The 23898-nt window shown below is 71.2% G+C and carries 20 protein-coding genes; 12 read left to right on the forward strand and 8 right to left on the reverse strand.

Features of this window, described 5'->3' with window-relative positions:
* Nucleotides 1-81: 81 nt before the first annotated feature.
* On the reverse strand, nt 82-2259 hold the full coding sequence (locus AB0M62_RS22185; protein ID WP_366076003.1) for a glycogen debranching N-terminal domain-containing protein: 2178 nt from the start codon (nt 2257-2259) through the stop codon (nt 82-84).
* 291 nt (nt 2260-2550) lie between these two features.
* Between AB0M62_RS22185 and fxsT the strand changes: the two genes are divergently transcribed.
* Nucleotides 2551-5478: an FxSxx-COOH system tetratricopeptide repeat protein gene (gene fxsT, locus AB0M62_RS22190; RefSeq protein WP_366076004.1), complete on the forward strand. Its 2928-nt coding sequence runs from the start codon at nt 2551-2553 to the stop codon at nt 5476-5478.
* A gap of 121 nt (nt 5479-5599) precedes the next feature.
* Here the strand turns inward: fxsT and AB0M62_RS22195 are convergent, their stop codons facing one another.
* From AB0M62_RS22195 to AB0M62_RS22215, 5 genes are all read right to left on the reverse strand, one after another.
* Nucleotides 5600-6844, reverse strand: coding sequence for a cytochrome P450 (locus AB0M62_RS22195; RefSeq protein WP_366076005.1), 1245 nt, complete (start codon nt 6842-6844; stop codon nt 5600-5602).
* Nucleotides 6841-7821, reverse strand: coding sequence for an amidohydrolase family protein (locus tag AB0M62_RS22200; protein WP_366076006.1), 981 nt, complete (start codon nt 7819-7821; stop codon nt 6841-6843). Before AB0M62_RS22200 ends, AB0M62_RS22195 begins: the two co-directional genes overlap by 4 nt.
* Nucleotides 7818-8702: an NAD(P)-dependent oxidoreductase gene (locus AB0M62_RS22205; RefSeq protein ID WP_366076007.1), complete on the reverse strand. Its 885-nt coding sequence runs from the start codon at nt 8700-8702 to the stop codon at nt 7818-7820. Before AB0M62_RS22205 ends, AB0M62_RS22200 begins: the two co-directional genes overlap by 4 nt.
* Nucleotides 8699-9037 carry an antibiotic biosynthesis monooxygenase family protein gene (locus AB0M62_RS22210; RefSeq protein WP_366076008.1) on the reverse strand — a complete coding sequence of 113 codons (339 nt, stop codon included), beginning with the start codon at nt 9035-9037 and terminating at the stop codon, nt 8699-8701. Before AB0M62_RS22210 ends, AB0M62_RS22205 begins: the two co-directional genes overlap by 4 nt.
* A gap of 314 nt (nt 9038-9351) precedes the next feature.
* Nucleotides 9352-10110, reverse strand: a complete 759-nt coding sequence (locus AB0M62_RS22215) for a class E sortase (RefSeq protein ID WP_366076009.1) — start codon at nt 10108-10110, stop codon at nt 9352-9354.
* A 237-nt stretch (nt 10111-10347) separates the two neighbouring features.
* Between AB0M62_RS22215 and AB0M62_RS22220 the strand changes: the two genes are divergently transcribed.
* Genes AB0M62_RS22220 through AB0M62_RS22230 form a run of 3 tightly spaced genes read left to right on the forward strand, consistent with a single transcriptional unit; the run spans nt 10348 to nt 12646 of the window.
* Nucleotides 10348-11031 carry an ABC transporter permease gene (locus tag AB0M62_RS22220; RefSeq protein WP_366076010.1) on the forward strand — a complete coding sequence of 228 codons (684 nt, stop codon included), beginning with the start codon at nt 10348-10350 and terminating at the stop codon, nt 11029-11031.
* Entirely contained in the window at nt 11028-11702 is a 675-nt protein-coding gene (locus AB0M62_RS22225; protein WP_366076011.1) for an ABC transporter permease subunit, read from the forward strand. The genes AB0M62_RS22220 and AB0M62_RS22225 overlap by 4 nt, the downstream gene beginning before the upstream one ends.
* Nucleotides 11699-12646, forward strand: coding sequence for an ABC transporter substrate-binding protein (locus AB0M62_RS22230; RefSeq protein WP_366076012.1), 948 nt, complete (start codon nt 11699-11701; stop codon nt 12644-12646). The genes AB0M62_RS22225 and AB0M62_RS22230 overlap by 4 nt, the downstream gene beginning before the upstream one ends.
* A gap of 21 nt (nt 12647-12667) precedes the next feature.
* On the opposite strand, the gene AB0M62_RS22235 is transcribed toward AB0M62_RS22230, so the two are convergent.
* Nucleotides 12668-13831 (reverse strand): betaine/proline/choline family ABC transporter ATP-binding protein, encoded by a 1164-nt coding sequence (locus AB0M62_RS22235; RefSeq protein ID WP_366076013.1) that lies wholly within the window; start codon nt 13829-13831, stop codon nt 12668-12670.
* 125 nt (nt 13832-13956) lie between these two features.
* On the opposite strand from AB0M62_RS22235, the gene AB0M62_RS22240 reads away from it, so the two are divergent.
* The 4 genes from AB0M62_RS22240 to AB0M62_RS22255 are packed head-to-tail and all read left to right on the forward strand — an operon-like array spanning nt 13957 to nt 17710.
* Nucleotides 13957-15042, forward strand: coding sequence for an S-(hydroxymethyl)mycothiol dehydrogenase (locus AB0M62_RS22240; RefSeq protein ID WP_366076014.1), 1086 nt, complete (start codon nt 13957-13959; stop codon nt 15040-15042).
* Nucleotides 15039-15656 carry an MBL fold metallo-hydrolase gene (locus tag AB0M62_RS22245; RefSeq protein WP_366076015.1) on the forward strand — a complete coding sequence of 206 codons (618 nt, stop codon included), beginning with the start codon at nt 15039-15041 and terminating at the stop codon, nt 15654-15656. The genes AB0M62_RS22240 and AB0M62_RS22245 overlap by 4 nt, the downstream gene beginning before the upstream one ends.
* Entirely contained in the window at nt 15653-16954 is a 1302-nt protein-coding gene (locus AB0M62_RS22250; protein WP_366076016.1) for an alpha/beta fold hydrolase, read from the forward strand. Before AB0M62_RS22245 ends, AB0M62_RS22250 begins: the two co-directional genes overlap by 4 nt.
* Before the next feature lie 21 nt (nt 16955-16975).
* Complete coding sequence (locus tag AB0M62_RS22255) at nt 16976-17710, forward strand: PIG-L deacetylase family protein (protein WP_366076017.1); 735 nt, start codon at nt 16976-16978, stop codon at nt 17708-17710.
* Between the two features lie 62 nt (nt 17711-17772).
* On the opposite strand, the gene AB0M62_RS22260 is transcribed toward AB0M62_RS22255, so the two are convergent.
* On the reverse strand, nt 17773-19611 hold the full coding sequence (locus AB0M62_RS22260; protein WP_366076018.1) for a glycoside hydrolase family 15 protein: 1839 nt from the start codon (nt 19609-19611) through the stop codon (nt 17773-17775).
* A gap of 204 nt (nt 19612-19815) precedes the next feature.
* Here AB0M62_RS22260 and AB0M62_RS22265 point away from each other — a divergent pair, with 204 nt between their 5' ends.
* The 4 genes from AB0M62_RS22265 to AB0M62_RS22280 all read left to right on the forward strand — a co-directional run bounded on the left by AB0M62_RS22265 (nt 19816) and on the right by AB0M62_RS22280 (nt 23831).
* Nucleotides 19816-20781, forward strand: coding sequence for an NADPH:quinone oxidoreductase family protein (locus tag AB0M62_RS22265; protein ID WP_366076019.1), 966 nt, complete (start codon nt 19816-19818; stop codon nt 20779-20781).
* On the forward strand, nt 20781-21992 hold the full coding sequence (locus tag AB0M62_RS22270; protein ID WP_366076020.1) for an acyl-CoA dehydrogenase family protein: 1212 nt from the start codon (nt 20781-20783) through the stop codon (nt 21990-21992). Before AB0M62_RS22265 ends, AB0M62_RS22270 begins: the two co-directional genes overlap by 1 nt.
* Entirely contained in the window at nt 21989-23128 is a 1140-nt protein-coding gene (locus AB0M62_RS22275) for an acyl-CoA dehydrogenase family protein (RefSeq protein WP_366076021.1), read from the forward strand. Before AB0M62_RS22270 ends, AB0M62_RS22275 begins: the two co-directional genes overlap by 4 nt.
* A gap of 181 nt (nt 23129-23309) precedes the next feature.
* Nucleotides 23310-23831 (forward strand): hypothetical protein, encoded by a 522-nt coding sequence (locus AB0M62_RS22280; RefSeq protein WP_366076022.1) that lies wholly within the window; start codon nt 23310-23312, stop codon nt 23829-23831.
* The last annotated feature ends 67 nt before the right edge of the window (nt 23832-23898 follow it).

Here is a 23898-nt window from a genome sequence, read left to right on the forward strand (position 1 = left end):
GTGCATGATGGCTATGGAACCCCGGGAGTGCGACGGCCTGCCGCCGGCCACGTGTTCCCCTCTCCGCAGGACCGTCGTTGTCTACTTCGTGCAGGGCTCGTGGACCGAGATCTCCCAGTCCTCGTCGTCGATGCCGGTGACCTCCACGCGGCCCTCCCGGTCGACGTGCACGTCGACGGTGTGCCGGCCGACCTTCAGTCCCCGGACAGCGTAGGAGGATTCCAGGCCCATCAGTGAGGGCGTAATTGGACGTACCGACAGCCGGCGCCGGGGGACGTCCACCTCGGTACCCAGCATCGCGGAACAGAGCAGCACCGCCGAGGCGGCGGCCCACGCCTGCGGGCGGCAGGCCGCGGGGTACGGGGCGGGCCCCTGGAAGCCGTCGGGATTCGCGTACACGACGTAGAGTTCCGGCAGCTGGTGGCCGAAGTGCCCTGCCGCACCGAGCAGTCCGCCGAGCAGTGCGGCCGCCTCTTCGGTGAAGCCCCTGGCGGCCATACCGTGGACGACGATGGCACAGTCGTGTGTCCACACCGATCCGCCGTGATAACTGTTCGCGTTGAATCCGGCCAACTTCGCGGACCGGGTGCGAATTCCCCACGGGGTCCGCATTCCGTCCGAGACGAGGGCCGCGGCCACGTGGTAGCAGTCCTTGTCGTCGAGGATCCCCGAACCCAGCAGGTGTCCCATGTTGGAGGCACGGCCGGTCACCGGCCGGCCGTCGGCGTCGACGGCGATGGCGACGTATCGGCAGCCGTCCGGCTCCTCGATCCAGAAGTGCCGGTGAAACGCGCGGCGCAGTCGGGTTCCGAGGCGTTCCCACCGCTCTCCCGCCTGCTCCCCGGGCAGCAGGGCCGCGAGCATGGCGCCGAGGGCCGTCGCCGCCTCGTACGCGTACCCCTGTACCTCGCACAGCGCGATGGGCGGTTCGACGTGCCTGCCTCCGGCGTCCCGGATCGCGTCGGTGGAGTCCTTCCATCCCTGGTGGACCAGGCCGTCCGAGCGCCCCTTGGCGTAGCGGACCAGACCGTCGTCGCCGATCGTCCGTTCCACCCACGCCATGGCGTCCCGGGCATACGGCAGCAGCCGGCGCACCTCGTCCTCCGCCAGTCCCCACCGCCACGCCTCGTACAGCAGGACGACGAACAGCGGTGTCGCGTCCATCGACCCGTAATAGCGGGCCGGAAGGACCATGCCGCCGCCATGGTGCGTGTCGGCGGCCCGGAGTTCGTGCAGGATCCTGCCCGGCGCCTCCTCGGTGAACGCGTCGTCCCGCACCCCCTGGCGCCGGGCCAGGGCCCACAGCGTCCCGCGCGCCAGGTCCGTGCCCAGGGGCAGCATCATCCTCGCCGCCCAGATGCTGTCGCGCCCGAACAGACTCAGGTACCAGGGGCATCCTGCGGCGAGGAACTGGTCCTCGCGCTCGCCCTCGGCCGTCGCGCTCTCAGCCAGTCGCAGCGCGTCCAGATCGGTCAGTGCCCGGGACAGCAGGGCGGCCAGGCGGTCGTGCCCGCGCACCTCGGGTGGCTGCCAGGGAGCGTCCTGGCGGGGTGCCACCGGATAGCCGGCGACCATGGCCGTCTTGCCCTGTACCAGCAGGCGTACGGACCACTCCGCGCCGGGCGGGAGGACCACGTCCCAGCGGAACTCCGCCCTTCCGGGGCGCTCTTCGTCCAGCACGATCCGCGGCTCGGGCCTGTCCTCCGTCCCGCCGTCGTCGTAAACCGCGCGGAGGAGCACACGGCTCTGATCGCGCGGGCACGTCCATTGGACGCCGTGGGTCGGGTTCTCCGTCGGCTTGCAGGGAACGTCGCCCGCGGACCGTCCGGCCTTCACGGTGGCCACGTCCGCGAGGTCGGTGACCGCCTCGGCCGAGACCGAGCACCGCAGGATCCGGGATCCGGCGTTGTGCAGGCGGATGCCGTCACCGCACTCCACCACGCCCGGCCGGCCCACGGCACGTCTGCGCTCGACGACGAGGCAGGGGTCGGGCGTCGGATCGTCGGGATAGCGGCGCACGGCCCGGAACAGCGTCTCGCCGGCGTCCCGCGAAGTGTGGGAGACGGGTTCCGGCTCCTGGCCGTCGACGAGCAGGCGGAGAGTGTGGAGCAGCCTCCGGTCCTGACCGTAGAAGCCGTCGACTCCGGTACCCCGCAGTTGTCCGTCGTCGCTCGACAGAGCGAAGTACGGCGCGGCCAGGCACACCACCGTCCGGTGCAGGAACGGTTGAAGCGTCCGGGGGGCGTGGGAGTCCTTCACTGGCGCACCTTTCCGAAGCACCGCACAGTCATTGCGCGCCTTCGTCAGTGTGAACCGTCTCGGCACGCGGCGTCCCCCCAACGAACGAAACGGGGCGCCGCCAGGACACTCCGGGAGCGCCCGCCCGGCAACGCGTCACCCGAACGGTTGCCGGGCAATGCCGTTGTGGCCCGGATCCGTCCCGTTCGCATGTTCAACGGAATGTCGGCAGACGGCTCGTCAGAATGCGCCGCACACACAATACTTGTACGGCAGGGGGACAAGCGTCGGGCGTGGACAAGGGGGAACCCCATGCGCCGTCGGAGTGCAGCGAGGCGACGTCTGGACACCTGGCTGGTTTTCACGGGGGCCGGCGTCGCGGCCGCGGCCGGCTCCGGCGTCAAGCTGTTCGACGGCGGTGTGCAGATACTGATGCTCTGCCTCCTCGCGGCCGGCGCGGCACTCGGAGCGTACTCGATGAGTTCGTTCCGGCCGGGCCGCTCGGGCCCTCCGCCGCACATCCTCATCAGCCACCCGTACGGCGACGACCTGTGGGCACGCTGGCTGGCCTGGCGGCTGCGCCGCATCGGGTACCTCACCTCCACGCGTCCCTGGCAGGCGTCCGAACGGCCGCTTCCGCCGACCGCCGACGTCCCTCCCGACCACGAACTGGTGATCGTCTCCAGGACTCTGCTCGAGTCCGGGCACGCGCCCGCCGCCCCGCCCCCGGCCGGCCGCACGCGCAACACCCTGGCCCTGGTCACGGCACACCGCGAGACCGACACGGCGACCTGGGCGGGATGCGAGGTACTGAGCCTCGCGGGCCGGACGGCGGACGACGCGTCCGACGCCGTCGAGGCGCGGCTGCACCACTCGGGCGCGGTCCCCTCACCGGAGTACACCGCGTCGCAGATGACCGGCTCGGCCGAGCCGCGCTATCCGGGCGAGAACCCGCGGGTGTCGAATCTCGGCCCGCGCAGCAGCTCGCACTTCTCCGCTCGCCGCGGGGAGCTGGTCCTGCTCCGCTCCGTTCTGGGCAAGGCGAACATCTCCGGTGACGACCGCACGTGCGTCATCCACGGCCTCAGCGGTGTCGGCAAGACGCAGCTGGCGCTGGAGTACGCGTGGCGCTTCGGCGACCTGTTCGACGTCGTCTGGCTCGTGGACGCGGGCCGTCCGCCCACGACCCGGGCCAGCCTGCTCACCCTGGCCCATGAACTGCAGCGCGACCGTGACCCCCAGGCCGCCAACGGACGTCAGGACGACTCGGACCCCCAGCAGACTCTGCGCCGGCTCCTCACCCACGACTTACCGAGAACGGCCAAGTGGCTGCTCGTCTACGACGGAGCCGAGAGCGACTCCGCCCTGCGGGACCTGCTGCCGGACGTCAGGAACAACGGCCAGGTTCTCATCACCTCGGTCAACCCCGCCTGGCAACGGGCGGCCCCGAACCGCATCGCCCTCGACGTCTTCACCGCGGAGGAGGCCACGGACTTCCTCCGGGACGAGACCGGGATCGATGACGGCCCGGGGCTGGCGCGGATTGCCGAGCGGCTGGGACGCCTGCCCCTGCTCCTGAGGCCGGCGGCGGCGTATCTGCGGCATTCACGCGACATCGACGGGTATCTGCAGCTGCTGGATGCCCCGGGCAACCAGGCCTGGATCGTGTCCTTCAACCAGGTGGAGGCGGACGACGCGGTGGCCGGGCTGCTCCTGCGTCTGTGCGCATTCCTCGCCCCCCAGGGCATCCCGGGCTACTTCTTCGACTTCGCCGGGGACCGCACCGACCTGCTGCCCCGCCCCCTGGCCGGGGCGGCGGCCGACCAGGTACGTCACCGCAGGGTGATGGACACGGCACGGAGGTACTCGCTGCTGACGGGAGAACGCTTCCTCGCCATGCACGCCCGGGTCCAGGACACCATCCGGGGCACGATGACGGCGGAGGACCGGGCCGCTCACGCCACCGACGCGGCACGCCTGGTCAACGGCTGGTTCCCCGAGGATCCCGGCCGGGAGAGCACCTGGCCCCAGTGCTTCGAACTCCTCCTGCATGCCGGCGCGGTGCTGGACCACTGCCGTGACCACGCAGTCGTCGACGACAACACCGCCGCCCTGCTGCAGAGCGTCGGCGAGTACTTCCGGGTCCAGGACGACCACGACGAGGCACAGCGGCTCCTGACACAGGCGCTGCGCCAGCGGGAGCAGCTCCGGGGGCCCTCGCACCCGCTCGTCGCCGACACCCTCGTGTGCCTCAGCAGGCTGAGCGTGCAGCGCGCCGAGCTGTCCGAGGCGCGGTTGTACGCGGAGCGCGCACTGTCCATCCGCACGAGCTGGCTCAGTGAGGGCAACTCCCTCACCCTCGACAGCCACTCGCAGCTGGGGCGGGTACTGAGGGAGCTGGGCGACTTCCCCGGGGCGTCCGAGGCCGCCGAGCAGACGCTGCGGCGGCTGCGCAGACAGCTCGGGGCGGACCCGGTGAGGGTGGCCGAAAGCCTCTGCGACCTCGGGCTGGTCCGCTGGCGGCAGGGCCGCCTCGACGAGGCCGTCCGGCACCACGAGGAGGCGCTGCGGCTGCTGGAGGACGCCCGCGGCGGTGACCAGCCCGTGGGCCGCAATCGTTCGGGGTTCGTGCACCAGGCGCTGGGGCTCGCGCTGCTGGACTCGGGTGATCTGGACGCGGCGGAGGGACACCTGCGGAGCGCGCTGAGGGTGCTGGAGACCGCGGGCTACCCCGAGGGCCACCGTGTCGTCCTTTCGTCGCTGGTCCATCTGGGCGAGACGTTCAGACAACGGGCCGCGAAGCATCTGGGCGCTCCGGACCGGCGTTCCGCGTGGGACCGTTCGACACCCGGCGACCGGGAGGCCGAGCGTCTGCTCACCGAGGCCAAGAGGATTTTCGACAAGGTGCTGTCCGCACCCCATATGACGACGGATCACCCCGACCGGGCCTGCACCCTGGTCCGCTACGCGCATCTCCTCCACGACCAGGGCGACGACGAGGCAGCGATACGCCAGGCCGACGACGCTCATCGCATCTACACCGACACGTACGGGTCGCTGCATCCGTATGTCGCCGAGGCATGCAGCCGAAGGGCACTGATCCGTGAGGCGCTCGGCCAGCGGGCCGGCGCGACCGAGGACCTCGAAGCGGCACTGGACATCTATCTCCGCGTGCATCCGGCCGACCATCCGCTGGTGCGGCAGCTGGACGAAGAACTGGGCCGCGGGCCGGCTGCCTGACGGACCTGGCATTCAGGGGGAAACAAGCGTCTGCCGGTGCGCTGGGTGACCAGCGCACCGGCAGAGACACCACCGGATTCCCCTCGACGGCATGAGGGATGCCGGCGCCCCCCGCTGTCGGTCACGGCACAGCAGGATCGAGCACAACGGCCAGCTCCGTGAGGCCGCGGAAGGCCGGGAACGGCACGGTCATCCAGGGCGCCTCACCCGCGGGGTCGGCCAGGGCCACCCGCGGGAACCGGCTGAACAGGCCGGTGAGAGCGAGTTGCATCTCCAGTCTGGCGAGCGGCGCTCCCAGACAGTAGTGAATGCCGTGCCCGAACCCGAGATGGGCACTTTGTGTGTTCTCCGGTCGCGTCACGTCGAACCGGTCCGGGTCGTCGAACTTCAGCGGGTCGCGGTTGGCCGAAGTGAGCGCGATCTGCACCAGGGCGCCCTTCGGAATCCGTGTCCCGGCGATGTCCACTTCCTCGGTCGCGTAGCGGAACGTCGCGCTCTCCACCGAGCCGTCGTAGCGCAGCAGTTCCTCCACCGCCGGTCCGACCAGATCCGGGTTCTCCTGCACGGCGCGGAGTTGCTCAGGATGGTCGAGGAGATGGTAGACGGCGTTGCCGAGGAGGTAGGCGGTCGTCTTGTGGCCCGCGAACATCAGCAGAAACGCCGTCGAGATGAGCTCGTTCTCGGTGAGCCCGCCGTCCTTGTCCCGGACCTCGGTGAGCGCGCTGAGCAGGTCCTCGCCCGGGCGGCCACGCTTACGCCTGAGGAGATCCGCGAAGTACGCGTGCAGGCTCTCCTCGGCCTTCTGCTGGGCCAGCTTGGATTCCTTGCTGAACCCGGTCTGCGCCACCGTGGTGGACCAGCCCTGCACCTCCGACCGCTCGTCCGGCGGCACGCCGAGCAGCTCGCAGATCACGGTGATCGGCAGCGGGAAGGCGAACGCGGGCAGCAGGTCCACCGGTTCCCGGGTCGCGCATCCGTCCAGCAGCGTCTCGACGACGTTCCGGATGTGCGGCCTCAGCGCCTCCACGCGGCGCGGGGTGAACTCGGAACTGACCAGCTTGCGCAGCCGGGTGTGCTTGGGCGGGTCGGAGTTGAGCATGTGGTCGTCCAGCGCCACGGACGAGTCACCGAAGATCCTCCGGTAGGCGTCCATGGCCCCGTACATGTCCTTGCTCAGCCGCGGATCCGCCAGGGCGGCCCGCGCGTCCTGGTACCGCGTGATCAGGTACGTCTCGATGCCGTGCGGCGGCCGCATGGGGCAGACGGGCGCCACGTCCCGGAGGCCCGCGTAGACCGGATGCGGGTTCCGACGGAACTCGGGCGTGCACCGCTCGGCTGCGGCGGCGGGGTCTTCCAGGGTGGTCACGGACGCCTCCCGAGGTCGAAGAGGGCCTCGGCATTGCCGCCGAGGATGAGCTGCTGGGACGCCTTGTCGACAGGCAGCTTCTCGATCATGCGGATGAGCTCCTCCAGCGGCGCGGACAGCGGCGGTGAGTCGCTGCCGAAGAGCATCCGCTCAGGTCCCAGCACCTCCGCGTTGAGGCCCAGGTGCGCCGGACTGAAGGGGCTCGTGTCGACGTACATGCGCTGCAGCGCCGCGCCCGGGTCGGCCGCCGGCGGGGCGGAGGACGTCGAGGTGGCCGGGGCGGAGGACTGTGCGGACGGCGCGCCCCCGCCCCAGTGCCGGGGGCGCGCCGCCGTCTGCAGGCGTTCCGGCAGCAGCGCCAGCGCGCCGCCGCCGGTGGCACCGATCAGTCGCAGGCCGGGGTACTTCTCCAGCCATCCCGCGAACGCGATCATGGCCATGCCCACGGTGACGTCTCCGAACCGGCCGATCTGTTCGACGAAGCCGACGTCGTCGACCCGCTCCGTGCCGATCGGCTCGGCCGGGGCGTGCACCAGGACCGGCACCTCCATCTCGGCGGCCAGCGCGAAGAAGGAGTCGGCCCGTGGAGAACCGAGCAGCTCGCCGTGCACGCTGGAGGTCGTGATCAGGCCGACGAAGGCGGGGTCCGCCAGCGTCTCCCGGACTCCTTCCAGGTGATCGTCGTCGCCGAACGGGTTGGCGTACACGTACCCGCGCAACTGGTCCGGGAACGACGCGATCAGGCCAGACATCCAGTCGTGGAAGCCTCGCAGCCGGTCGCGCGGCTGGGCGTAGTTGTCGACGCCCGGGACTCGCGCCATCGCGCCGGCGCCCACCGGGCTGCCGATGATGGTGAGGTCGATTCCGGCCTGAGCTCGGGCGGCGAGCATTCCGTCGACGTCGGTCAGGCTCGGAGGCATGGGGAAGCGTCTGGCGGCTTCGGGTGGGGACAAATGCCCGTGGATGTCGATGATCATGTGTCGGTTCCCGGGTTCGGTGTGAGGGCGTGAGCGACCGCGACGCAGTCCTCGTCGCCGTGGCCCTGCTCGGTGGCGCGGACGTGTGCCTCTGCGGCCGCGACCGCGAGCGGAAGCCGGAGCCCGGCCTCCGCGGCCTGATCCGCGACGAGCGCGAGATCCTTGGCCATCAGGCGCAGCCGGAAGTCGGGCTGGTCGAAGCGCCCGGCTGCCAGGCGCTTCGACTTGAACGCCATGACCGGCGAGGCGAAGCCGCTCCCCGCGATCGTGCTGAGGACGACGTTCCGGTCGAGTCCGGTGGCGGCCCCCAGCTCGACGGCCTCGGCGAGCGCCTGCACCTCGATCCCCATCAGGAGGTTGAGAAGCAGCTTCATCCGCATGCCGGAACCGAGTTCACCGAGGTGGACGACCTGCTTGCCCAGCAGTTCGAGCAGTGGTCGCCCCGCGGTGAAGGCCCGCTCCTCGCCGCCGACGAACAACCGCAGTTCGCCGTTGCGGGCGTGATCCCGGTTGCCCAGCATGCCGACGTCCAGAACGGAGGGCACGTTCCCGGTGAGGCGGACGACCTCCTCGGGGGCGACTGTGCTGGCGCAGACCAGGGCGCCGGGGTACGGGCCTCCGGCCAGGACCCCGTCGGGCCCCCTCAGCACGGCGCCGAGGGCATCGCCGTCGGCCACGGCGCAGATGGCAGCGGTCGTACCTTCGACGGCGTGGGCCGGGTGGTCGGCGGCGAAGGCGCCGGCCTGGGCGAGCGGCTCGGTCCGCTCGGCGGTGCGGTTCCAGACCCGCACCTGAATGCCCTGGTCGAGAAGGCGGGTGGCGAGGCCGGTGCCCATCGTGCCGAGACCGAGGACGGCCACAGGGCCGGTGGGGCGCGTCATGCCTTCTCCCCGACGGTCTCCTGGATGACCTGGTACCGCAGCGACTGGGTGTCCTCGACCCACTCGCGCAGCGGAGCCACCAGTGCACGGTGGTCCTCGCCCTTCTGCCAGGCGAAGAAGTGCTCGGGCGTCTCCCACTCGCTGGTGATCACCCACTGCCGGGAGCCGTCGATGGGCTTGCCCAGTCGGTCGATGAGGTGACCGGGGACGGCGGCGACGGACTTCCGTATTCGCTCGTACATCTCCAGAAACCCTTGTTCGCCGCCCTCGATGACCCGGACCGCGAATACCACGGACAGCTTGTCGGCCGATTGGCCCTTTCGCGTTGTGTCCATGTCTCCTCCTGGTGGTGAGATCTGGCAGAACACGATTCCAACCGACTCATGGCGCCAGTGGCCACGCAACTCCGAGGTGGGGACAGCCCAAGGGGGACAAGGGATCCCGTGCGGTTGCTAGCCCATACGGGTGAGAAGTGAAGAGCCCTTTTCCGAGGTGTTCCTGGACGCGTCATGCCTCATCGACGGGGGCTCGCCCGCCCGTTGACGATCAATTCGGCGAGGCTGCGACGACCGTGTCCGTCCGGGACGGCCCCTACCCGTTCAGCCGAGTCCAACTTGCCCTCGTCCGGGGCCCGCCGGGGCCGGCGGGGTTACTGCTGCGGCGCCTTGCGGGACGATGTCAGCTCGCCGATCTTGTCGATGCGGTGCTCGGGGTTGTTCTTGTCGTCGCGCCAGAAGTTGCCGGCGGCGTCGTCCTCCGGCGTCGCGCACGTCGAGACCGTGATCATCGCCTTGGTGGGGCGCTCGCCCGGCGAGCCCGGAACGGCGGCTCGCTGCTCCGCGAGGGACCGCTCGGAACGGAAGGACGTCTGCCTGGTCCCGGTGATCGTGTACTCGTAGACCATCCCGCCCGAGGTGACGAAGACGGAGTCACCCTTTTCGACGGCCGGGAGATCACGCAGCGGGCCGCCGGCGGAGAGGCGGTGGGCCGTCACGAGGTAGTTGCCCGTCTCGCCGGGCCCGACGCCGCCCTCGTCGCCGTACGGACTGGCGGCCACACCACGGTCCTGGATCCGCGTACCGGGCCAGTCGTCGGTCGTCCCCTCGTACGGCACGACGCGCAGGTCCTTCACCCCGATCGACGGAATGGCCAGCACGGCGGTCCGAGTCCGCGGCTGCGTGTCGCTCCGGCGGACAAGCGGCTCCTCGGAGGAGGTCGCGTTGGAGCCGGCCGCGTCGGAAGGGGTGGGGGGCGCAGGGGCCGGTGCGGCGGTCGTCGCCGAGGCGCCGGCCGGGCGGGCGTCGGAGGGCCTGTCGGCCGTGGCGTCTCCGGCCCCGGCGGAACAGCCGCCGAGCGTGACGACGAGCGCGGTGGCGGCCGCGCCGAGGAGCGTACGGGGAGTGGACATGGCATTCCGGGTCGGGAGCCGGGTGGGGCGGGCCACCCCCATGGACGAGGGTCGCCTTCGTCCAGCACAAACGCCGGCGGCCGGTGAGGCATTCCGTCGCCTCACGCGCAACGCCGCCAATGCGTCTTCCCGTCGGCCTGCAGCGGCAGCGCTCTGCCGGACAGGGCCCAGTGACGACAGCCCCCGAACAGTCCAGCCGGACGCGCGGGCACCCGGCCCCCGGGCTGCAATGGACGGGTGACGGCGCCCCCGGAAGACTGCCTCGCGCGCAACGAATGGATCTGCGGCGACTATCTCAGCACCCGCCGCGAGATCCTCTGGGACGCGATCCTCCAGCACCTCCAGCTCACTTTCGCATCCATCCTGACCGCCGTGCTGCTCGCGGTCCCCCTGGCGGTACTCGCCCGCCGCTGGAAATGGGCCGCGGGCCCGGTGCTTTCCGTCACCACGGTGCTCTACACGATCCCCTCGCTCGCGATGTTCTCGCTGCTGCTCCCGGTGTACGGACTCTCCGCCTCGGTCGTCATCGCGGGCCTGGTCCTGTACTCCCTGACCCTCCTCGTACGGAACATCCTCGCCGGGCTGCGCGCCGTACCGGAGGACACCAGGCAGGCCGCCCGCGGGATGGGCTACGGACCGGTCCGGCTGCTGCTCGGCGTCGAGCTGCCGCTCGCCGTACCAGCCGCCATGGCGGGGCTGCGCATCGCCACCGTCTCCGCGGTCTCCCTCGTCACCATCGGAGCGATCGTCGGGAACGGCGGCCTCGGCAACCTGATCTACGCGGGCATGAACACCTTCTTCAAGGCGCAGGTGCTCACCGCCTCCGTCCTCTGCGTCATCATCGCAATCACCGCCGACCTGCTGCTCCTCGGCGTGCAGCGCCTCCTGACCCCCTGGGAACGGGCGAGGGCCGCCCGGTGAACACCCTGTCCGCGACCTGGGACTGGCTCACCACGCCCGCCAACTGGACCGGTGGGAACGGTGTATGGAACCGCCTCGCCGAGCACCTCGTCCTCACCGTCGTCTGCCTGGTCATCAGCTGCCTGATCGCCCTGCCCGTCGCGATCGTTCTCGGCCACCTCGGCAAGGGCGGTGCGCTCGCCGTCAACATCTCCAACGTCGGCCGGGCGGTTCCCACGTTCGCCGTTCTCGTGCTGCTGCTCCTCACCCCGCTGGGAACGAACGCGCAGTGGCCCACCGTCATCGCCCTGGTGCTCTTTGCGGTCCCCCCGCTGCTCACCAACGCGTACGTGGGCATGCGTGGCGTGGACCAGGACACCGTCCGGGCCGCCCGCGGCATGGGCATGACCGGGCGCCAGTTGCTGTGGCGGGTCGAAGTACCGCTCGCCGCGCCGCTGATCCTCGTCGGCGTACGGATCGCGGCCGTCCAGCTGGTCGCCACGGCCACTCTCGCCGCGCTGGTGGGCGGCGGCGGCCTCGGCCGGATCATCACGGCGGGCTTCAACCTGGCCAGTACACCCCAGGTGGTGGCGGGCGCCGTACTGGTCGCGGTGTTCGCGCTGCTGGTGGAGGGCACCTTCGAGCTGGCGCAGCGATTCGCCCCGCTGTGGGCCAGAGGGAGGATGGGATGAGCCGGGGGCGGTCCGCCCCAGCCGCGGCCCTCGCGCTCCTGCTCGCGACGGCCGGCTGCACGACCGGGCCTTCCCTGGAGGAACAGGGAGAGGTCACCGCCTCTACCGGCGACAGCCGCCATCTGGTCATCGGGTCGGCCGGGTTCACCGAGAGCGAGCTGCTGGCGCGGATGTACGCGCTGCTGCTGGAGAAGGCCGGGTACTCCACCGAGGTCCTGACGGTCACCAACCGGGAGTTGTACGAACCCGCCCTGGAGAGCGGCCAGATCGATGTCGTCGCCGAGTACGCGGCCACGTTCGCCGACTGGCTGAACACCAAGGCCAATGGCCCTGACGCCGCGCCGGTCGGCTCGCCGGACCTCGGCGTCACCATGAGCGCGCTGCGCAGGCTGGCCACTCGGCGCGGGCTCACGGTCCTCGCGCCCGGCCGCGCGGTCGACCAGAACGCCTTCGCCGTCTCCTCCCGGTACGCCGCACAGCACCGTCTGAAGACACTCAGCGATCTCGGGGCGGCCAAACTGCCCGTACGGCTGGCTGCCGGCGACGAATGTGTGCAGCGGCCCTACTGCGCGCCCGGACTGGAGAAGACGTACGGGATCGACATCACCGCCATCGATCCCAAGGGCATCGGCACCACCCCCGCCAAGCTCGCCGTCCAGAACGGCCAGGACCAGATGGTCGTCACCACGACGACCGACGCCACCCTGGACGACTTCGGCCTGGTGCTCCTCGCCGACGACAAGCACCTGCAGAACGCCGACTACGTCGTCCCGGTGGTGAACCGGGCCAGGGCGGGCAGCAGCGGGGTCACCCAGGCGCTGGAGAAGCTGAACACCGTCCTGACGACCCGGGACCTCGCCGCCATGAACGAACAGGTCGACAGCTGGCGCCGGCTCCCGGAGGACGTCGCCGAGGCGTACCTGAAGTCCAAGAAGCTGATCTAGCCGCGCCTTGCGGTGCTCGCTCTACGCGTCGGCCACCGAGTCGAACCGGACCTGGTCCCGCCGCACCCCCTGAGCCTCCGCGTCCACCGAGCGGCGCAGGGCCTCGTGCAGTTTGGCCGGGGTCAGCACGCCCAGGAACCGGTGGCCGTCCAGGACCGCCACCCAGCCCGCGTCGTGCTGGAGCATCTCGCTGAAGGCCTGCTTGAGCGGGGCGCCGACCGGCACCCAGGCCTCCATCCGGCGGGCCAGCTCTCCGACCGTCCCGGCCGAGCCAGCCAGTGCCAGGGCCTCGGCCGAGACCCAGCCGTGCAGTTCGCCGCGGTCGGACAGCACCACCGCCCAGCGGGCGTCCTGTCCGCGCAGCAGGGCGGCCGCGTCATGGGCACGGTCGTCGAGCCGGGCGACCGGCGGCTGCTCGAGGTCGGCCGGCTCGATCTCGGTGACGGAGAGCCGCTTCAGACCCCGGTCGGAGCCGACGAACTCGGCGACGTACGGCGTCGCGGGCGTGCCGAGCACCGCGGCCGGGGTGTCGAACTGTTCGATGCGCCCCTGCCCGTAGACGGCGATCCGGTCGCCCATCCGGACCGCCTCCTCGATGTCGTGGGTGACCAGCAGGACCGTCTTGCGCACGGCTGCCTGGAGGCCGAGGAACTCGTTCTGCAGCCGTTCGCGCACGACCGGGTCTACCGCGCCGAACGGCTCGTCCATCAGCAGTACCGGCGGATCCGCGGCGAGCGCCCGGGCCACGCCGACGCGCTGGCGCTGGCCGCCGGAAAGCTGTTCCGGATAGCGCGGGCCGTACGTCGAGGGGTCCAGTCCCACCAGGTCGAGCAGTTCGGCGGCCCGCGCCCGCGCCCTGTTCTTCTTCCAGCCGACCAGGGCCGGCACGGTCGCTGTGTTGTCGAGAACCGTGCGATGCGGGAAGAGTCCGACCTGCTGGATCACATAGCCGATCCGGCGGCGCAGCTGCACCGGGTCGACGCCGGCGACGTCCTCGCCATCCACGTAGATCCGGCCCGAGGTCGGTTCGATCAGCCGGTTCACCATCATCATCGTCGTCGTCTTGCCGCACCCCGAAGGGCCGACCAGGGTCACCAGTTCCCCCTCGGCGACCTCGAAGGACAGGTCGTCCACAGCGGTCGTGCCGTCCGGATACCGCTTGGTCACCTGCTCGAACCGGATCATGTCCCCACGCTAGGAGCCAGGGGCCCGCGCCGCACACCGGCCGGGCCTGTCCGAGGCATCGCTGAGCCCCCGTTCCGGCTGATACGTTCGCATTTCCAGTGGAAGCCGACGAAGGCGGGTGGACTGTGGCGCATCGCGTGCAGGGTGTCATCGCGAGGACCAAGGGCGGACCGGTGGAGCTCACCACCATCGTCGTACCGGATCCCGGGCCCGGCGAGGCGCTGGTCAAGGTGCAGGCCTGCGGGGTCTGCCACACCGATCTGCACTACCGCGAGGGCGGGATCAACGACGAGTTCCCCTTCCTGCTGGGCCACGAGGCGGCGGGAGTGGTGGAGGCGGTCGGCGACGACGTCACCGGCCTCGCGCCCGGCGACTTCGTGATCCTCAACTGGCGCGCGGTCTGCGGTCAGTGCCGCGCCTGCAGGCGCGGCCGCCCGTGGTACTGCTTCGCCACGCACAACGCCACGCAGCCGATGACTCTGGAGGACGGCACGAAGCTGTCGCCCGCCCTCGGTATCGGGGCCTTCGCCGAGAAGACCCTGGTCGCGGCAGGGCAGTGTACGAAGGTGGACCCGGCGGCCTCGCCGGCTGCCGCGGGCCTGCTCGGCTGCGGAGTCATGGCGGGCCTCGGCGCCGCTCTCAACACCGGCAATGTCGGGCGTGGCGACTCGGTCGCCGTCATCGGCTGCGGCGGCGTCGGCAACGCCGCCGTCGCAGGGGCCCGGCTGGCCGGCGCGGCGAAGATCATCGCGGTCGACCTGGACGACCGCAAGCTGGAGCAGGCCCGCGCGCTCGGCGCCACGCACACCGTGAACGGGCGGACGGACGATGTGGTCAAGGCGGTCCAGGCGCTGACCGACGGCAACGGCGCGGATGTCGTCATCGAGGCCGTCGGCCGGCCCGAGACCTATCAACAGGCCTTCTACGCCCGCGATCTGGCGGGAACGGTCGTCCTCGTCGGCGTTCCCACGCCCGACATGAAGCTCGAACTGCCCCTGCTGGACGTGTTCGGACGCGGCGGCGCCCTGAAGTCCTCCTGGTACGGCGACTGCCTGCCCGAGCGGGACTTCCCCATGCTGATCGACCTCTACCTGCAGGGCCGGCTGGACCTCGACGCCTTCGTCTCGGAGACCATCGGACTCGGGGACGTGGAGGAGGCCTTCGCCAAGATGGAGCGCGGCGAGGTCCTCCGCTCGGTGGTGCAGCTGTGAGCGGAGCGCTGCGCATCGACAGGACCGTCACGTCCGGGGTCTTCGCCCTCGACGGCGGCGAATGGCAGGTCGACAACAACGTCTGGGTCGTCGGGGACGACACCGACGCCTACGTCATCGACGCGGCGCACGACGCCGACGCCGTCGTCGCCGCGGTCGGGGGACGCCGGCTGCTGGGCATCATCTGCACCCACGCGCACAACGACCACATCGACGCCGCCCCGGCCGTCGCGGACCGCACCGGCGCGCCCATCCTGCTGCACCCCGACGACGAGGTGCTCTGGCGGATGACCCATCCCGAGCGCAAGCCCGACCTCCCGCTCGCCGACGGGGACCAACTCGCCATGGGCGACGGCGTGCTGGAGGTGCTGCACACCCCCGGCCACAGTCCGGGCGCCGTCTGCCTGCGACTGGCCACGCTGAACACGGTCTTCTCCGGGGACACGCTCTTCCGGGGCGGCCCCGGGGCGACCGGACGCTCGTACTCCGACCACCCGACGATCATCGAGTCGATCCGGACGAAACTGCTCACGCTCCCCGGCGACACGGTCGTCCGCACCGGACACGGCGACAGCACGACCGTCGCCGCCGAAGCACCGGGAATCCTCGCATGACCACCCGCTACCGGCAGCCTGGTGTAGTCCTCACCGACCACTGGTTCACCGTGCCCCTCGACCACGGGGATCCGGCGGGGGAGCAGATCGAGCTGTTCGGCCGGGAAGCCGTGGCGAGCGACAAGGCCGACGCCGGACTGCCCTGGCTGGTCTACCTGGAGGGCGGCCCCGGCTTCGGCGCCCGCCGCTTCACCGGCCGGCAGAGCTGGCTCGGCCGTGCCCTCCAGGAGTTCCGGGTCCTGCTGCTGGACCAGCGCGGCACCGGCAGGTCCACGCCGGCCAACCGGCAGACCCTCCCGACGCGCGGCACCCCGCAGCAGCAGAGCGACTACCTGGCGCACTTCAGGGCCGACTCCATCGTCCGGGACTGCGAGACGGTCAGGCCGTCGCTGACCGGTGGAGCCCCCTGGACCGTACTCGGGCAGAGCTTCGGCGGCTTCTGCGCCACGCACTACCTCTCCTCCGCTCCGCAGGGCCTGCGTATGGCTCTGATCACCGGCGGACTGCCCGCGCTGGACGCCACCGCGGACGAGGTCTACCGGGCGGCGTACCCGCGCATCGAACGGAAGAACGCCGCCCACTACGCCCGCTACCCCCAGGATGTCCGGCGCGTCCGCCGGATCGCCGGCCACCTGGCGGAACACCAGCCGGTACTGAACAGCGGTTACCGGCTCACCCCCGAGGCCTTCCAGTCCCTCGGCATCCTGCTCGGCACCGGCGACGGCAGCCACCAGCTGCACTACCTGCTCGAGGACGCCTTCGTACGCACGCCCTCGGGGCCGGCCCTCTCCGACGCCTTCCAGGAGAACGTCCACGCCGTGCTCTCGTACGCCGGACACCCGCTGTACGCCCTGCTGCACGAGGCGATCTATGCCCAGGACCACCGGCCCACCCGCTGGGCGGCGGACCGGGTACGCGCCGAATTCCCGCAGTTCGACGCGGCCAAGACACTGGCCGGCGACGAGCCACTGCTGTTCACCGGCGAGACCGTGCACCCCTGGCACTTCGACACCGACCCGTCGCTCGCCCCGCTCCGCGAGACCGGCCGGCTGCTCGCCGAACGGGCCGACTGGACCCCCCTGTACGACCAGGACCGGCTGGCCGCCAATCAGGTGCCGGTCGCGGCGGCCGTCTACCACGACGACATGTACGTCGACACGGAACACTCGTCGCGCACCGCCCGCGCGATCCGGGGCCTGCGCACGTGGGTCACCGACGAGTACGAACACGACGGTGTCCGGGCGGGCGGCGGCCGGGTCCTGGACCGGTTGCTCGCGCTCGCGCGAGATGAGGCGTAACCGGCGCATTACGCTGCTGGCATGACCGATCAGCTGCTGCAACCCATGCCCACCGACTGGCAACGCGCGCTGGCCGTCGTGGCGCATCCCGACGATCTCGAGTACGGCTGCGCCGCCGCGGTCGCCGACTGGACGGACGGCGGCCGGGAGGTGACGTACCTCCTCGCCACCCGCGGTGAAGCGGGCATCGACGGCATTGATCCCGCCACATGCGCGCCGCTGCGCGAGCGGGAGCAGCGGGCGAGCGCGGCCGTTGTCGGGGTGAGCGCGGTCGAGTTCCTCGATCATCGCGACGGCGTGATCGAGTACGGCACCGCACTGCGGCGTGACATCGCCGCGGCCATCCGCAGGCACCGCCCGGAGCTCGTCATCACCCTCAACCACCGTGACACCTGGGGCGGGGTCGCGTGGAACTCGCCCGACCACCGGGCCGTGGGCCGCGCCACCCTCGACGCGGCGGGGGACGCCGGGAACCGCTGGATCTTCCCCGAACTGACGGGACAGGGCCTTCAGCCGTGGGACGGCGTCCGCTGGGTCGCAGTCGCGGGATCCGTCTCGCCCACGCACGCGGTGGACGCGACGCCGGGTCTGGAGCGCTCGGTGCGGTCGCTGCTGGAACACCGGTCGTACATCGAGGCCTTGACGGACGAGGACCCCGAGAAGTACTGCCGGACCTTCCTCACCGGGAGCGCGCAGGCGGCGGCGGCCCGCTTCGGCGGCAGGCCGGCCGTCACCTTCGAGGTCTTCTCCCGCTGACGCGCGCCTCGCCCAGCCGTCCGGGGTGGTTCTCCCTCCCGCGTCCCGTCATCCGAGTCGCGTCAGCCGAGGGCGCGGTCGAGGTTGAACGCGGCGCTGATCAGGGCGAGGTGGGTGAAGGCCTGCGGGAAGTTGCCGTGCTGTTCTCCGGTGCGGCCGATCTCCTCGGCGTACAGGCCGAGATGGTTGGCGTAGGTGAGCATCTTCTCGAAGGCCAGCCGCGCCGCATCGGTGCGCCCGGCGCGGGCCAGCGCTTCGACGTACCAGAACGAGCAGATGGAGAACGTACCCTCCTCGCCCCGCAGTCCGTCCGGGCTGGCTTCCGGGTCGTACCGGTAGACCAGGGAGTCGGTGACCAGGTCCTCGGTGAGTGCGTCGAGGGTGGAGAGCCATTTCGGGTCGGTGGGGGAGACGAACTTGGCCAGGGGCATCATCAGAACCGAGGCGTCGAGGACGTCCCCGTCCTGGTGCTGGACGAATGCTCGCCGATCGGCGGACCAGCCGCGTTGCATGATCTGCCGGTAGATCGTGTCGCGCGTCCGCCGCCAGCGCGGGATATCGGCGGGCAGGCCGCGGCGGCCGGCCATCCGCATGGCCCGTTCGATCGCCACCCAGCACATCAGCCGCGAGTACAGGAAGTTCTTGCGTCCGCCGCGGGTTTCCCAGACGCCTTCGTCCGGCTGGTCCCAGTTGCCGCAGACCCAGTCCACCAAGGCGCAGACCCCGTCCCATCGGTCGCTGGATATGGGTTGGCCCCAGTGATCGTAGAGGTAGATGGAGTCGATGAGCGCTCCATAGATGTCGAGTTGCAGCTGTTCGGTGGCGGCGTTGCCGACCCGTACCGGGGCGGAGCACTGATAGCCCTCGAGGTGGTCCAGCTCGCGTTCGGGCAGCTCGCTGCGGCCGTCGATGCCGTACATGACCTGAAGCGGACCCGACGGGCCGCAGCCGTTCAGGCTGACATGCTCGAACAGGAAGTTCATGAAGGCCTCTGCCTCCTCGGTGAACCCGAGTCTGAGCAGCGCGTATGTGCAGAACGCGGCATCGCGGATCCATACGTACCGGTAGTCCCAGTTGCGCTCACCGCCGATCTGTTCGGGAAGACTGGTCGTCGGGGCGGCCACGATCGCGCCGGTGGGGACGTAGGTGAGGAGTTTCAGTGTCAGTGCGGAGCGGTGCACCATCTCCCGCCAGCGGCCCTTGTAGCGCGACTCGGACAGCCACCGCCGCCAGAACGCCACCGTGGCGGCGAACTGCTCGGCCGCCTCGGCCTGCGGACAGCCGCGCGGCACGACGTCGTCGCCGACCCGGTCGAGTGCGAACACCGCGGACTCGCCCTCGAGGAGCTTGAACTCCGCCCAGACATCCTGTCCGTCGCTCTCGAGCGGCTCGGTGGCCGTCAGTGCCAGGGACACCGCCGGGGTTTCGAACACCGCCCGGCCCTGTTCCAGGCGGACGGAGTGCGGCTGCGTCCCGTAGTCGAACCGTGGGGCCACCCGCGCCCGGAAGGGAAGCGATCCGCGCACGCAGAGCACGCGCCGGATGAGACGGTGCCGCCCGGCCTCGCGGGAGCTGTCGACCACCGGCATGAAGTCCTGGATCTCACCCACCCCGTCGGCGGCGAAGAACCGGGTGATCAGCACGTTCGTGTCGGGAAAGTAGAACTGCTTCGTTCTCGCCGGCACGTCGGCGGCCAGCTCGAACGATCCGCCACGGTCGGCGTCGAGAATCGAGGCGAACACGCTGGGGGCGTCGAAACGTGAACAGCAGTACCAGTCGATGGTGCCGTTGGTGCCCACCAGGGCCACACTGCGAAGATCACCGATCAGCCCGTGCTCGGCGATCGGCAGATAGCGGGGGCCCGCAGGGCCCAGACCATCACTCGAGTTCTCAACCGTCACAGCAGCCTCCTGCCGCCGCAGAGCCGCCCCCGATGACTCGAGCCTAGACACGTTCGCGGGTTGATGAGAGGTCGGCCGCTGTCGTTGGTCTCGCGCAGCTTGCACCCCGCCCGGGACTCCCCGGTCCCAGCTGTTCCCATCGAAGCAAGCGACCGCTTAGTATGCCTCGAGCGTGGTTCTGTCTACAGCCGGTGGAGGCCCCTGATGCAGGCATGGCGAGTGCATACCCATGGCGAGCCGCGTGAGGTGATGCGGCTCGACGAGGTGGCGGAACCCGTGGCGGGGCCCGGGGAGCTGCGGCTCAGGGTCCGCGCCGCGAACATCAACTTCCCGGACGCCCTGCTCTGCCGGGGCCAGTACCAGGTCCGGCCGCCGCTGCCGTTCACCCCGGGAGTGGAGATCTGCGGGGAGACAGAGGACGGCCGCCGGGTGATCGCCAACCCGTTGCTGCCGAACGGCGGCTTCGCGGAGTACGTGACGGTGGACGCCCGGGCCGTGCTGCCCGCGCCCGAAGCGCTGGACGACGCGGAGGCGGCCGCCCTCCACATCGGCTACCAGACGGGGTGGTTCGGACTGCACCGGCGGGCCCGCCTGCAGGCGGGCGAAACCCTGCTCGTACATGCCGCGGCGGGCGGCGTGGGCAGCGCGGCCGTACAGCTCGGCAAGGCGGCCGGCGCGACGGTCGTCGGGGTCGTCGGAGGGGCGGACAAGGCCCAGGCGGCGCAGGAGCTGGGGTGTGACCTGGTCATCGACCGGCACACCGAGGACCTCGTCGCCCGGGTGAAGGAGTTCACGAGCGGCAAGGGCGCCGATGTGGTGTACGACCCGGTGGGCGGCGACGCGTACGCGAAGTCGGCCAAGTGCGTCGCCTTCGAGGGCCGCATCCTCGTCGTCGGGTTCGCGAGCGGCTCGATCCCCTCGCCCGCCCTCAACCATGCGCTCGTCAAGAACTACTCGATCGTCGGGCTGCACTGGGGCCTGTACAACACCCAGGACCCGGCCGCGGTCCGCGGCTGCCACGAGGAGCTCACCAGGCTCGCCGCGCAGGGCGCGATCAAGCCCCTCGTCAGCGGGCGCGTGGCGCTGAAGGACGCGGCGGAAGCGGTGCAGCGGGTGGCCGACGGTACGACCACCGGACGGCTGGTCGTCGTCCCGGAAGGGGTGTCCTGATGTCCGTGCACCCGCCCACCACGACGCCCGCGCCGGACGCCGCCGAAGTGCGCCGCCTGACCCGTGAGTTGCTGGCCGCGCACCCGCCCGCCACCACCGACCGTACCGACTTCCTGCGCGCCCGCTTCGACGCCGGACTCGCCTGGGTGCACTACCCCGTGGGGCTCGGCGGGCTCGACGCGCCACGTTCCCTCCAGGTGGTGGCCGATGCAGAGCTGACGGCCGCGGGCGCGCCCGACAACGACCCGCGCCGCATCGGCATCGGCCTCGGCATGGCCGCGCCGACGGTCCTCGCGTACGGCAACGACGAGCAGAAGCGGCGCTTCCTGCGGCCGCTGTGGGTGGGGGAGGAGGTGTGGTGCCAGCTGTTCAGCGAGCCGGGAGCGGGCTCCGACCTCGCCGCGCTCGGCACCCGCGCGGTACGGGAGGGAGACACCTGGGTCGTCGACGGGCAGAAGGTGTGGACGTCCAGTGCCCATCTGGCCCGCTGGGCCATTCTGATCGCCCGTACCGACCCCGCCCTGCCCAAGCACCAGGGCATCACGTACTTCGTCTGCGATATGACCGACCCGGGCGTCGAGGTGCGGCCGCTGCGCCAGATCACCGGTGAGGCCGAGTTCAACGAGGTCTTCCTCAGCGGTGTACGCATCCCCGACGCGCATCGCCTCGGCCCGGTCGGCGAGGGCTGGCGGGTTGCCCAGACCACGCTGATGAACGAGCGGGTCTCCATCGGAGGTTCCCGCATTCCGCGCGAGGGCGGCATGATCGGGCCGGTCGCCAAGACCTGGCGCGATCGCCCCGGACTGCGCACCCACGACCTCCATCAGCGCCTGCTCACCCTCTGGGTGGACGCCGAGGTGGCCCGGCTCACCGGCGAGCGCCTGCGCCAGCAGCTCGTTGCCGGCCAGCCCGGCCCGGAGGGCTCGGGCATGAAGCTCGCGTTCGCCCGTCTCAACCAGGAGATCAGCGGCCTGGAGGTCGAACTCCTCGGTGAGGAGGGGCTGCTGTACGAGGACTGGACCATGCGCCGTCCCGAGCTGGTCGACTTCACGGGCCGCGACGCCGGCTACCGCTACCTCCGCTCCAAGGGCAACTCCATCGAGGGCGGTACGTCGGAGGTGCTGCTCAACATCGTCGCCGAGCGCGTCCTCGGACTGCCCACGGAGCCCCGTAACGACAAGGACGTCGCATGGAAGGACCTGGCCCGATGACCGGGACGAAGGCGTCGCTGGGCGAGCCCGCCCCCGACCTGCTCTACTCCGAGGCCGAGGACGACCTGCGGGCGGCCGTACGCGCGCTGCTGGCCGACCGGGCTGACGCCGCTTCCGTCCTGGCCAGGACCGAGAGCGCCGAACCGGTCGACCGCGGCCTGTGGAAGGTGCTCGGCGCCGACATGGGCACGGCGGGCCTGCTGGTCCCCGAGAAGCTCGGCGGCCAGGGGGCCACGCACCGCGAGGCCGCCGTAGTGCTGGAGGAGCTGGGCCGGACCGTCGCGCCCGTGCCGTACTTGACCAGCGCCGTGATCGCGGTGGAGACCCTGCTGGGACTCGGCGCCGAGGACGGCGAGGCAGCCGGCCCGCTGGCCGCGCTGGCCGGCGGCCGGTCCGTCGGCGTACTCGCCCTTCCGTGGTCCGCGGCGCCCGGGGCCGTGCCGGCCACGGGTGTACGGGACGCGGGCGGCGGAGTGCTGACCGGCACGGTCACCGGCGTCGCCGACGCCGCCGCGGCCGATGTCCTGCTCGTCGTCGCCGACACGGGTCTGTTCGCGGTGGACGCGGCCGACGCCACCGTCGTGCCGCTCGTTCCTCTCGACCTGACCCGTCCGCTGGCCTCGGTCACCCTCGACGGAACCCGCGGCACACTGCTCGCCGACTCCGCGACCGCGCACGCCGCTGTGCGGCGGGGCCTGCTGGCAGGCGCCGGACTGCTCGCCTCCGAGCAGCTGGGACTGGCCGACTGGTGCCTGACCGAAACCGTCCGGTACACCCGTGAACGCCACCAGTTCAACCGCCCCGTCGGCTCCTTCCAGGCGCTCAAGCACCGGCTTGCGCAGCTCTGGCTGGAGGTCGTCTCCGCTCGCGCCGCAGCGCGCAACGCCGCCGACGCGCTGGCCACGGGCAGCCCGGAGGCACCGCTCGCGGTGGCCGTGGCCCAGGCGTACTGCTCCCGTGTCGCCGTGCGCGCGGCGGAGGAGTGCGTCCAGCTGCACGGCGGTATCGGCATGACCTGGGAGCACCCGGCACACCTGTACCTCAAGCGCGCCAAGGCGGACGCGATCGCCCTCGGTACGGCCGGCATGCACCGGGACACGGTGGGGTCCCTGGCAGACCTGCCGGCACCTGAGTAGGCCCGACGGCCCGATCGGTACGGGCAATCGGCCCGCTATGACCCCGGCCGCCGCGCTGATCCGAGCGCGGCGGCCGGGGCGTGGGCGGCCTCTCCGGCCGTGGCCGGACGAGCCCTGACCGGTTCGCCAACTTCCATGAAGCGCAAGGGCGTTGAGCCTCGGACGACGGCATACTCGCCCCATGGCCCTCACCACGCGCCGCAGAGCCGTCAGTACCCTCGCAGCCGCCTTGATCGGCGGGGTCGCACTGCCTGCGCAGGACCGTGCGGCCGAGCAGGAGCGCGGCCGCACGCGTCCGCTGCGCCGCGCCCACGCGCACGCGGTGACCCCCGTCGTCTCCGGCGACCGCGCCGCCCGTGCGCCCATGGAGGCGCAGCATGTGCGCCATGCCTTCTACGACGGCCGGCTCGACGACCTGGGAACCTCCGCCCCGGCCTCCTTCATCCCGCTGATCAGCAGCAACTGGACGCACAGCTTCGGCTGGCACGGCGTGGGACCCATGCCGACGGCCGAACGCGAGAAGCTGCGTACGCTCGTCGCCCGGGCACATGCCGCCCGGCAGCGGGTCCGCTTCTGGGCGACACCCGACGCGCCGGGCCCGGCGCGCGACGCGGTCTGGGCCGAGCTGCTCGCCGCAGGGGTCGATCACCTCAACACCGATGACCTGGCGGGGCTCGAACGCTTCCTGCGCACCCGGCGCTAGCCGAACGCGCCCGGCGCACGGTCACAGGCAGTCAACACCCGTACGGCGGACACGTCATCCGCCCGGA

The organism is Streptomyces sp. NPDC051219, assembly GCF_040682335.1.
Taxonomy (GTDB): Bacteria; Actinomycetota; Actinomycetes; order Streptomycetales; family Streptomycetaceae; genus Streptomyces.

Bases quoted from the DNA above. Each gene is read 5' to 3' on its own strand.
- AB0M62_RS22205 (WP_366076007.1), bottom strand. From the start codon at position 8,702: ATGACGCGCCCCACCGGCCCTGTGGCCGTCCTCGGTCTCGGCACGATG.
- AB0M62_RS22255 (WP_366076017.1), top strand. From the start codon at position 16,976: ATGACCGATCAGCTGCTGCAACCCATGCCCACCGACTGGCAACGCGCG.
- AB0M62_RS22275 (WP_366076021.1), top strand. From the start codon at position 21,989: ATGACCGGGACGAAGGCGTCGCTGGGCGAGCCCGCCCCCGACCTGCTC.
- fxsT (WP_366076004.1), top strand. From the start codon at position 2,551: ATGCGCCGTCGGAGTGCAGCGAGGCGACGTCTGGACACCTGGCTGGTT.
- AB0M62_RS22250 (WP_366076016.1), top strand. From the start codon at position 15,653: ATGACCACCCGCTACCGGCAGCCTGGTGTAGTCCTCACCGACCACTGG.
- AB0M62_RS22200 (WP_366076006.1), bottom strand. From the start codon at position 7,821: ATGATCATCGACATCCACGGGCATTTGTCCCCACCCGAAGCCGCCAGA.
- AB0M62_RS22265 (WP_366076019.1), top strand. From the start codon at position 19,816: ATGCAGGCATGGCGAGTGCATACCCATGGCGAGCCGCGTGAGGTGATG.
- AB0M62_RS22230 (WP_366076012.1), top strand. From the start codon at position 11,699: ATGAGCCGGGGGCGGTCCGCCCCAGCCGCGGCCCTCGCGCTCCTGCTC.
- AB0M62_RS22215 (WP_366076009.1), bottom strand. From the start codon at position 10,110: ATGTCCACTCCCCGTACGCTCCTCGGCGCGGCCGCCACCGCGCTCGTC.
- AB0M62_RS22235 (WP_366076013.1), bottom strand. From the start codon at position 13,831: ATGATCCGGTTCGAGCAGGTGACCAAGCGGTATCCGGACGGCACGACC.
- AB0M62_RS22270 (WP_366076020.1), top strand. From the start codon at position 20,781: ATGTCCGTGCACCCGCCCACCACGACGCCCGCGCCGGACGCCGCCGAA.
- AB0M62_RS22280 (WP_366076022.1), top strand. From the start codon at position 23,310: ATGGCCCTCACCACGCGCCGCAGAGCCGTCAGTACCCTCGCAGCCGCC.
- AB0M62_RS22210 (WP_366076008.1), bottom strand. From the start codon at position 9,037: ATGGACACAACGCGAAAGGGCCAATCGGCCGACAAGCTGTCCGTGGTA.